Annotated in this window: 19 protein-coding genes; 8 read left to right on the top strand and 11 right to left on the bottom strand. The window is 34.4% G+C overall.

What is annotated here, in order from left to right:
- Nucleotides 1-91 precede the first annotated feature (91 nt).
- The 11 genes from A9G41_RS05575 to A9G41_RS05535 all read right to left on the bottom strand — a co-directional run bounded on the left by A9G41_RS05575 (nucleotide 92) and on the right by A9G41_RS05535 (nucleotide 5,142).
- On the bottom strand, nucleotides 92-772 hold the full coding sequence (locus tag A9G41_RS05575) for a ribonuclease H-like domain-containing protein (RefSeq protein WP_075539422.1): 681 nt from the start codon (nucleotides 770-772) through the stop codon (nucleotides 92-94).
- 2 nt (nucleotides 773-774) lie between these two features.
- Nucleotides 775-1,413: a Rad52/Rad22 family DNA repair protein gene (locus tag A9G41_RS05570; RefSeq protein WP_075539421.1), complete on the bottom strand. Its 639-nt coding sequence runs from the start codon at nucleotides 1,411-1,413 to the stop codon at nucleotides 775-777.
- Nucleotides 1,400-1,561 carry a hypothetical protein gene (locus A9G41_RS14250; protein ID WP_176700457.1) on the bottom strand — a complete coding sequence of 54 codons (162 nt, stop codon included), beginning with the start codon at nucleotides 1,559-1,561 and terminating at the stop codon, nucleotides 1,400-1,402. The genes A9G41_RS05570 and A9G41_RS14250 overlap by 14 nt, the downstream gene beginning before the upstream one ends.
- A gap of 5 nt (nucleotides 1,562-1,566) precedes the next feature.
- Nucleotides 1,567-1,743, bottom strand: a complete 177-nt coding sequence (locus A9G41_RS14245) for a hypothetical protein (protein WP_179854680.1) — start codon at nucleotides 1,741-1,743, stop codon at nucleotides 1,567-1,569.
- Nucleotides 1,744-2,139 (bottom strand): hypothetical protein, encoded by a 396-nt coding sequence (locus A9G41_RS05565; RefSeq protein ID WP_075539420.1) that lies wholly within the window; start codon nucleotides 2,137-2,139, stop codon nucleotides 1,744-1,746.
- Nucleotides 2,139-2,480, bottom strand: coding sequence for a hypothetical protein (locus A9G41_RS05560; RefSeq protein WP_143425419.1), 342 nt, complete (start codon nucleotides 2,478-2,480; stop codon nucleotides 2,139-2,141). Before A9G41_RS05560 ends, A9G41_RS05565 begins: the two co-directional genes overlap by 1 nt.
- Nucleotides 2,425-2,712: a hypothetical protein gene (locus tag A9G41_RS05555; protein ID WP_143425418.1), complete on the bottom strand. Its 288-nt coding sequence runs from the start codon at nucleotides 2,710-2,712 to the stop codon at nucleotides 2,425-2,427. The genes A9G41_RS05560 and A9G41_RS05555 overlap by 56 nt, the downstream gene beginning before the upstream one ends.
- Before the next feature lie 350 nt (nucleotides 2,713-3,062).
- Nucleotides 3,063-3,461: a hypothetical protein gene (locus tag A9G41_RS05550; RefSeq protein WP_075539417.1), complete on the bottom strand. Its 399-nt coding sequence runs from the start codon at nucleotides 3,459-3,461 to the stop codon at nucleotides 3,063-3,065.
- Between the two features lie 25 nt (nucleotides 3,462-3,486).
- Nucleotides 3,487-4,056 (bottom strand): helix-turn-helix domain-containing protein, encoded by a 570-nt coding sequence (locus A9G41_RS05545; protein WP_075539416.1) that lies wholly within the window; start codon nucleotides 4,054-4,056, stop codon nucleotides 3,487-3,489.
- Nucleotides 4,056-4,346 carry a type II toxin-antitoxin system HigB family toxin gene (locus tag A9G41_RS05540; RefSeq protein ID WP_065636103.1) on the bottom strand — a complete coding sequence of 97 codons (291 nt, stop codon included), beginning with the start codon at nucleotides 4,344-4,346 and terminating at the stop codon, nucleotides 4,056-4,058. Before A9G41_RS05540 ends, A9G41_RS05545 begins: the two co-directional genes overlap by 1 nt.
- Before the next feature lie 121 nt (nucleotides 4,347-4,467).
- The gene (locus A9G41_RS05535; protein WP_082259623.1) at nucleotides 4,468-5,142 is read right to left on the bottom strand and encodes a helix-turn-helix domain-containing protein; all 675 of its coding nucleotides are present in this window, start codon (nucleotides 5,140-5,142) and stop codon (nucleotides 4,468-4,470) included.
- A gap of 126 nt (nucleotides 5,143-5,268) precedes the next feature.
- On the opposite strand from A9G41_RS05535, the gene A9G41_RS05530 reads away from it, so the two are divergent.
- The 8 genes from A9G41_RS05530 to A9G41_RS05495 form a co-directional block, all read left to right on the top strand.
- Complete coding sequence (locus A9G41_RS05530) at nucleotides 5,269-5,490, top strand: helix-turn-helix transcriptional regulator (protein ID WP_075539415.1); 222 nt, start codon at nucleotides 5,269-5,271, stop codon at nucleotides 5,488-5,490.
- A 7-nt stretch (nucleotides 5,491-5,497) separates the two neighbouring features.
- A complete protein-coding gene (locus A9G41_RS05525) occupies nucleotides 5,498-5,725 on the top strand; it encodes a helix-turn-helix domain-containing protein (RefSeq protein WP_075539414.1) in 228 nt (75 codons plus the stop codon).
- Complete coding sequence (locus tag A9G41_RS13910; RefSeq protein ID WP_075539413.1) at nucleotides 5,725-6,441, top strand: replication protein; 717 nt, start codon at nucleotides 5,725-5,727, stop codon at nucleotides 6,439-6,441. Before A9G41_RS05525 ends, A9G41_RS13910 begins: the two co-directional genes overlap by 1 nt.
- Entirely contained in the window at nucleotides 6,438-7,847 is a 1,410-nt protein-coding gene (locus tag A9G41_RS05515) for a replicative DNA helicase (protein WP_075539159.1), read from the top strand. The genes A9G41_RS13910 and A9G41_RS05515 overlap by 4 nt, the downstream gene beginning before the upstream one ends.
- The gene (locus tag A9G41_RS05510) at nucleotides 7,831-8,031 is read left to right on the top strand and encodes a hypothetical protein (RefSeq protein WP_075539287.1); all 201 of its coding nucleotides are present in this window, start codon (nucleotides 7,831-7,833) and stop codon (nucleotides 8,029-8,031) included. The genes A9G41_RS05515 and A9G41_RS05510 overlap by 17 nt, the downstream gene beginning before the upstream one ends.
- Nucleotides 8,016-8,204 carry a DUF1187 family protein gene (locus tag A9G41_RS05505; RefSeq protein WP_075539288.1) on the top strand — a complete coding sequence of 63 codons (189 nt, stop codon included), beginning with the start codon at nucleotides 8,016-8,018 and terminating at the stop codon, nucleotides 8,202-8,204. The genes A9G41_RS05510 and A9G41_RS05505 overlap by 16 nt, the downstream gene beginning before the upstream one ends.
- Before the next feature lie 2 nt (nucleotides 8,205-8,206).
- Entirely contained in the window at nucleotides 8,207-8,413 is a 207-nt protein-coding gene (locus A9G41_RS05500) for a hypothetical protein (protein WP_065582609.1), read from the top strand.
- Nucleotides 8,406-8,634 (top strand): DUF3310 domain-containing protein (locus A9G41_RS05495; protein WP_143425393.1); only part of this gene is annotated, 229 nt, incomplete at its 3' end. The genes A9G41_RS05500 and A9G41_RS05495, both read left to right, overlap by 8 nt.

The following is an 8,634-nucleotide window of genomic DNA, read 5'->3' as shown; positions in this document are numbered from 1 at the left end:
TTTATTTATTCCACGTGCCATTTTTCTTGCTCCAGTTTTGTTTTATCAACGTCATATACTTTTTCGCTCACTTAAACCTTGCCGGCTGTAATTAACTTGCATTCTGAAATGTCATGCGCTTATGTATTAATCTAACTTTCTCAACGTCGGCAGCACAATAATCTGCAACCTGTTTTATTTTCCCTTCTCGCACCAAATCCCAGACTTTTGAGCCATCGATATCATCGGATTTTGGCTCTATACCAAGCGCCAAACAAACTTCATTTAATGACGCATAATTACGTTTACCTGCCCACTCCGTCATAGAATCAAATATGTACATATTGTTATATGATTTGTTATTTAGCGGTAAAAATGCCGGAGGTATAACATCTAAAACGATTGCGCGCTGATAAATAAATCGAAGATCGAAATTTTCGATATTATGCCCAATAAAATGCGGGGTTATATCTGAACTGGGTCTATAACGCTCAATTAAATCATTAAAAAATGATTGCAATATTTGTTTTTCAGATGATGCCCAGTCATCAAAATAAATTACTCGCACATTCTCATCATTGATTGCATAACCAATACAAACAATTTGACCAAAACCGCCGTTTAAAGCGGTTTTTCGGTAAACAATATCTTTGTGCTCTTCAATCCACGCATCAATCGCCTCTTGTTTCTTGTAATTACTAGGTGGAGTTAAATTATTTTGAATATGAGTTTTTAACTGCTTGGATTGCGTCGGAATAGTTTCTATATCAAAATAGATGTTAAATTTCCTCATTGCTATTTACTCTCTAGTTTGTATTTATATTTATCACTCAATGACTTAAGCCGATCATCTGCACCTATTACAACGCAGCGATTGTAATATTTTGTATAAATCGCTTTTAATTCATCCATAGATTTGCAATTAATAGCGTCACTCTCGAATAGTGATAAAATATACTCAACTGGCAACGCCCAATCTGGGAGCGTTGGAGTCTCCCACCAAATATACTTACTATCTTTTGTTCGAGTTCTATTCCAGCCATCAACCTTTTCTAGCGAAGCTTTAGCAAAGCCCTCTTCTAAATCATAAAGATATCTACCTATTCCCCACTGAACGCCCGCGCGCTTCATCGCTCCAGATATGCCACCTTTAACAGCTTCTATCTGAGTGTTTTCTGCACCATCTTTTTTCGTTATCCACTCACCATTAATTTTGATTTTAATACTACACATAACCCCACCGTCTGGAGCAGGGTGATAATCGTTTTGCCAGTTTTCTTTTCCGCAAACTTCATCGAGTCGTTGCTGAATAGCTCTGTTTGTTACATACGCTAAAACCATACACCATGGCTTGTTATTAGAGATACCGCACTGTTGTACTCTCCACTCAATGTCTTTAGGGTGGAAAGGCGCGTCTAATTTAGCTAACTCCATGAATCACCTCATTTAAATGTGTGTTACTCTCTTGTTTTTGAACTTGTAAATTTGCTAATTCAGTTAAATCAACACGATATGCTTCTGCTATATCAATGATCATTCTTGATTGAATTGACAGCGAACTATAAACCTCTTCCCATGTCATAATTATTACTCCGTAGCAATATGTAACATCCAACGAAATAGCATAAATAATCCGCCGAACGATAAAATCAGGGCACAAAAAAAGGCGTATATTTTTTCGCCTTTATTTAGTGTGTAATTAATGTTAAATCGGTCTGTTTCATGCACATTACAGCCGACGCGATCAATTGGTATTTTGTTCATTTAGGCGTCCTTTGGACGTTTAGTTAGCGACTGTTTCCAGTTAATACCCTCGATATTAATAGATAATGCACACCCGACAGTGTGTGCACTGTCATTGCCCCATGATTTAAAGACCATATCGATGTGCGGTTTAATATTATAAAAAAACACTCTGCCATCTTTATCCATTGCTGCATAGTTCCATTTTTTATCAATCATCGCCCACATCTCACGTGAGAGAGATAGAGGAGTTAGCTTTGGTGCAATGCGATACTCTGAATCTAAAAAAATGTCACTAGGGTTTGACCATCCCCAAATATTTTTTATTTTGCTTTCAACAGTTAATCCTTGCATTTTTGCTAATAAAATCTGCACCATGTGCTCTTGATGTTCATTCTGCGGTGTTAATTTTTCCATTATTCATTCCTCAGCTCTTCGAAAAACCAATCTGTTATGTCTTCGTTATTTTTACTAATGCGAAATGGTTCCAGATCATCCCAACACAAACCGCACCCATATTCCGCATCTTGCCCAATAAATAAAGGCTTTTCCTGTAACATCAGGTCAGGTAAGCACGACGCAGACGCTCCATGAGACCAGTTAACTTCTGCATCCAAGCACGCGTTTAATACTAATGCCACTTCGTGCTCAGTTTTCACTGAAAAAATCAGTTCAGCAAAATAATCTATAATGTAATCCTCGTCATCTGATTGATGATTTTTTATTTTTTTCATTAAAAATAAATTCAGCTTTTTCATAACATATGAGCTTTAATGCTTTTTGAACTGAATCAGTGTCAACATCATCCCAACCAAACACTTTCATTATTTTTTCTTCAATTTCTAGATAATCATCATCGCTGAGCTTGTCATAAAGTTCGTTTGACTGAGCTTTGATTTCTGCTTCTTTATCGTCTTGCATTTCGATATTGTTTATCATGTTGCAATAAGCATTTTCGTAACTATTTTCTACAGCTCTATGTAACATCATCTATCTCCTTTCTTATTTCAAATTCAAGCGCACTTGTTTAAATGCGCTTTGATTTGAAAAAGCAAACAAGCAGCAATTTTGCTAAAGAACTTGATGGCCAGTCGGTCTCTCTCGAGGCTGGGAGTGATTTCGTCGCTCACCCGATGCGTACTGCTGTAATTACTGCTTGTTTGTTAAGTTGTTTTGTTTTGATGTGTATATATTACAATATGTAATTATATATTACAACATGTAATTACATATTGTAATGCTGTTTGCTTATTTTTTAATCAATGCGGGTGTTTAAAATTGTGAAATTTTAGACGTGAAAAAACCCGCACAGGGCGGGTTGACTATATACTGATTGATATTTAGAATTGATCGGAACTAATTGGAATATGAGTTTTATCAAAAAACTGTTTAATGAAAATTTTATTTTCAGTTGATGCAATAATTTCTGCTTGTTTTTTTATTTCATCTGATAATATTGGTAATTTAGATTGATTTTCTGTTTTCAATTTTTCTTTAAGATAAACTTGAGTATTAGATCTCAGCACAAAAGAAAAAATTTGAGTATTCTCATTATCAACACCAATAATTGTAGTTATCATTTTAACCATTAGTTTATCTAATTCTTTATGAATCATGATGTTTTCTTTAGATTCATTTATTTGAAATTCAATATCTGTACCATTTTTCGATTTTCTATATTCATCAAAGCTAATGTTAATAATAATTAAATCTTTCTTTTGTTTAAATAATTTATCCATATTTTATTTCTCTTTAACTAGTATATTAATAATAAAAACAGCTATTAGTATCATTCGGATAATTATTGTCTAATTCGTTTTTCATAGGACTTTTAATCTTTTCTATTATATTTTTACATATAAGTATAATGCTAAATTTAGTAGATTCCTCTAATGCTATGTAGCAAGCTTCATTGTTAATTAATTTCGAAAAAATAACGCCATTATCCTTATCATCTATACAATTGATATCTTGAATTAATATATCTGCGGGTATACCAAGTCCATTATGAAGCTTCTTAATCATATTTAAACTTAGATTTCTTTTGCCATTGAGGACTTCTGACACTTTAGATGATGAGCCTAAATATTTTTTCATATCTTCATTAGTTAACCCTTTTTGATCCATAATAAATTTTATATAATCAATAGGAGAAGGGGACTCAACGGGGTAGTTTAAATTTTCATATTTTTCAATTAGCATTGCTAATAATTCGAATTCATCGCTTTCCTCTGAAAGAGGTGTTAGTTCTTTACCGAAAAGTTCAGTGAATCGATCCATTGCTTTTTGATATTCTGCTTCATTATGCAGTATAGTCCAAAAATAGCTAGCCATTATTTTAACCTCAATTTATCATATTCAGAATGAGTATATACCCCATCAATAAGAACCATGCCATTACAATATCTCACTTGAACAACAACTCTATAGTTATTATGTTTGACGTTAAAAACACCTTTAGAATCACCTAACTGGTCATATGAATTATTAAAATTGTTTTTAATGTCATGTGGATTATTCCAAGTTGACAATTCAACTTTTCTTACCCAAGAGTTCAGGTGTCTACTTGCTTCAGGATGTTTCTTATTAAATTTGATTATCTTTTCTTTCCCGAATATTTTCATAAATTTCCCAAATTGGGAATATATATAATATATCCCTTATAATTAAAATTATCAATAACTATCTAATTTACTTTATTCTATTTGAACGATTGAATCTTTGTTTCAATAACCGCCGAAGCGGTTAGCCGTGTTTTCTTAATAGCATTGATTGACTTAGCATTACCTTGCCGTGTATGTAAAGTTGATCAATTTCATCTTCACGTATATCCCACTCTTTGTATGCTTTATTGTCGGATATAACAATTAATTTATCTTTAATAATTTGTAATCGTTTAACATATAAGTTTCGTCCGAACGTAAATACATAAATGCCATCACCCTCAAATGATCTTCTTGATATATCAACATAGACCGCATCACCACTTTCAAACGTTCCTTGCATACTGTCACCGCTAATGTTAATCACTTTTAGATTATTTGATGAAATGCCGTTAAATAATAATTTTGCTTGCTCGTTGTCGTATTCAATCAATTTGATAACTTCCTGTACATCAGAATTTAAATAACCATCGCCAGCGCCGGCTTTAACATCCAAAACCTCAATGTAAAAATTATTTGTATTACGATCGCATTGAATACTGTTTTCTGACGCTGAACCATCATCATTTATGGTGATCTCTTTAATCCCTACGGCTTTCATTATTGACGCAATTATATCTGTATCGGGTTTTCTTCTCCCAGATAACCAGTGCGCGACACCACTCTGAGTGACGTCTAATTTTTCAGCCAATGTCTCTTGAGTTTCACCCGTGCTTCTCATTTTTTGTTTAACTATATCTTGCCATTTATTAATCATAGAACTCTCCTTTTAGATTAGATTATTACGGATTGTATTAATTACACAACTAACACAACGTAATATTTGTTGCAATATTAAATTACATTATGTAATATAAGCGATAATATTATAGGAGGCGTTCTAATGAATAGAATTCGTGAATTTAGAGAAAAAATAAATCTCACACAAGAAGACTTGGCTAAAAAATTAAATTTATCACAAGGCGCTATTTCGCATTATGAATCAGGTCGTAGAGATGTTGATTTAAATACATGTCGAAAAATTACTAATTTTTTTGTTAATCGCGGAATAAATGTATCAATTGATGATGTTTTCCCGCCCAGAAAAACGAGCAATAACTGTTGAGGTGCGCATGAATACATTAAACGATGAAAACACACGCAGCCAATGCAAAAACATTTTGCGGCATTTGCAAAGCGGTAAAACCATTAATCCGTTACAAGCATTAGATCAATACGGTTGCCTTAGGCTAGGTGCGCGTATTTATGATTTAAAAAAACGCGGTCATTCAATAGATAGTCGCATGATAAGAGCTAAAAACGGCAAGAAGTATGCTGAATATTCTATGAGGGTTAATTGATGAGTAAATTCATATCAAACTCATTTCAAGTGCCAAACGCTGTTATTGATGAGCTAATGGCTGATATGTCAGCTAATGCGTTACGTTGTTATTTGCTGATTACTCGTAAAACCACGGGGTGGGGTAAAACGAGCGATAAAATCAGTATCTCTCAATTTATGCAATCTTTAGGGATAAAAGACAAGCGCACTATTTATGCAGCTCTGTCTGAATTAACAAATTTAGGTTTGATCAATGCAATTAAAAATAATGGTGAAATTACTGAATATTCACTAGTGTTAGAAACATCAGAACCAGTAGCAAAAAATGTAGGTACAAAAAATGTCACTGGTAGCAAAAAATGCATGGAACCAGTAGCAAAAAATGTCACTACCACCAGTGACAAAAAATGTCACTCTACAAAAGACACTATTAAAAACAATATTACAAAAGAAAATAATATTGATTTTGATTTGGTCATGGATGCATACAACGATGCTGTAGAAAACAGATTGCCTCAGATTCAAAAAATGACTACTGCACGAAAAAATCTAGTTAAAAAATTTTTTAAAGACAACAAAAAACTAAATATCAATGATTTGATTAACTATTTTTATGATTTTGTAGAAAGAGCACCAGCTTGGATGTTTGGTGAAAACCAGAGAAACTGGGAGGCTAAATTTGAATACATTGTTAAGGATGAAACTTATACAAAATTCAAGGAGGGTACGCTATGAACGTGATCCCACATGACTTAGTTGCTGAACAAGCTGTGCTTGGCTCAATGATGTTAGATTTTCAATCAGATCGCTGTCAAAAAGCAATCTATTCATTGAAGCCAGAATCATTCTACAGCAGACATCATCAAGTTATTTTTGCTGAAATGCTTGAATTAAATCGTAAAAACTACCCGATTGATCTGATTACCTTGTCAGACAGTATGGAAGCAAAAGGAACTTTGAAAGATTGCGGTGGTTTAGCTTATCTGGCTGAATTATCCAAAAATACGCCGTCGATGATCAACGTTACAGCTTATGCTGGAATTGTTCGAGACAAAGCAATTGAACGCTACACATTGCAAAAATTAAACGACTGTAGCGCTATGATTTTTGAGAAATCAAATTTATCTACTAGCGACAAAATATCAGCTATTCACGCGTTATTTACGCAAATTGATGACTATAACAAAACTGGTAAAACAACTGGACTTAAGTCGTTAAAAACAATTGCTGATAAATGGACAGAAACCCTTGGACAACGATTAGAAAACGCAGATAGTGCACGTGGTTTATCAACTGGAATCAAAGCATTAGATGAGAAATTAGCACCTAAAGGGTTGGTTAGAGGCTCGCTGTTTGTGGTTGGTGCTCGTCCAAAAATGGGTAAAACCACTTTTGAAATAAACATGGCTCGTCATTGCGCTATGAATGAGAAATTACCTGTACTGATGTTTTCGTTAGAAATGCAAGATGAGCAAATGCTTGAAAACATTTTAGCCCAAGAATCAGCGGTAAATAGCAATATTTTCTATGACGGTGGTTTAGGTTCGGATTCAGAGTTTGCGCGTGTTATGCATCATTTGAACGAGTTAACAAATAGCGACAATATCTACATCGACGATACACCAGCAATAACACTATCTCATGTTCGCTCAGAAGCACGACGGATGGCCAGAGAAAAGGGACAAATAGGTATGATCATGGTTGATTATCTAACTCTGATGGAGAAGGAAAAAACAGGTGATGATACTCGTAATGATCTGGCTTACGGTGCAATAACTAAAGGGCTTAAAGCATTGGCTAAGGAGCTTAATTGCGTTGTTGTTATGTTAACTCAATTAAACCGTAATCTTGAATCCAGAGCTGATAAACGACCGATTCCAAGTGATAGCCGTGACACAGGGCAAATTGAGCAAGATTGTGACTACTGGGTGGGTATTTATCGTGATGCTGTTTACAACGATAACGCAGATAAAAACTTGATGGAAATTAACGTTGCTTTAAATCGCCATGGCTCAGGTAATTTTACTGTTTTTGCAGGTATTAACAATGGGCGTATTTATAACGTAGATCAACTGGAATCGCAGGCTAGAGCAAATCCAGAGCCGGCAAAAAAAGAGCGTAAATATGCGCGAGCAGGTTAACCACTGCCCACTCGGTATTAATCACATGCTCGACAAAATAGCGTATGACTATGTTGCAGAATTGGGCAAACGCGGTGCGAATAAATCAAAAATAAAATTTGAACTAGCAGAACGAGTTAAAAAATATTCAGAAGAAGACAAAATTAAATTACGGGAGTTGATACAAAAATGGCTTACAAAATAACAGCAACAATCATAAAAGACGGACACCAACCGATAAATTGGACGCATTTTACTAATGAAGAATTAGCAGTCGAACAATGTATTAAAAAGCTATCAAACGGTAAAAAGAATTCTTTTGGGTGGAAAGTAAAAGAGCTAATTCGGCTTGATAACTTTGAGTGCGTGAGGGTTTAAGGATGACTAAATTAACACAGCAAAAGTTAGAAAAGGAAGTAGAAAGATTTAAAAAACATCTAATTACTCCAATTCCTGAGGGGATCGAAGATTATAAAAAAAATGAGTTTGTACAAAAAATTTTAAATCAAAATGTTGATTTTATTAGTTCTGCATTAATTGCATATCTAGCACGGGCTGAATTAGACGGGGGATCGGGTGATGAGTGACAACATAAAAAATCCAAAACACTATCAAATAATCGAAGGCATCGAATCTATCGACATTATCGCTCGAAGCATGACTGTAGAGCAGTTCAGGGGCTTTTGTCTCGGCAACATTTTGAAATATCGAATTAGAGCGGGCAAAAAAGATGCGTTAGAGCAAGACATTGCAAAGGCTAATGAGTACGAGAAGATTTTTGAAAATAAAAAGCGTTTGTGCGTTGACG

Source organism: Gilliamella sp. Nev5-1 (genome assembly GCF_001690895.1).
Classification (GTDB): domain Bacteria; phylum Pseudomonadota; class Gammaproteobacteria; order Enterobacterales; family Orbaceae; genus Gilliamella; species Gilliamella apicola_C.
The sequence above is the reverse complement of the archived record's forward strand: the minus strand, read 5'-3'. Positions and strand labels throughout refer to the sequence as shown.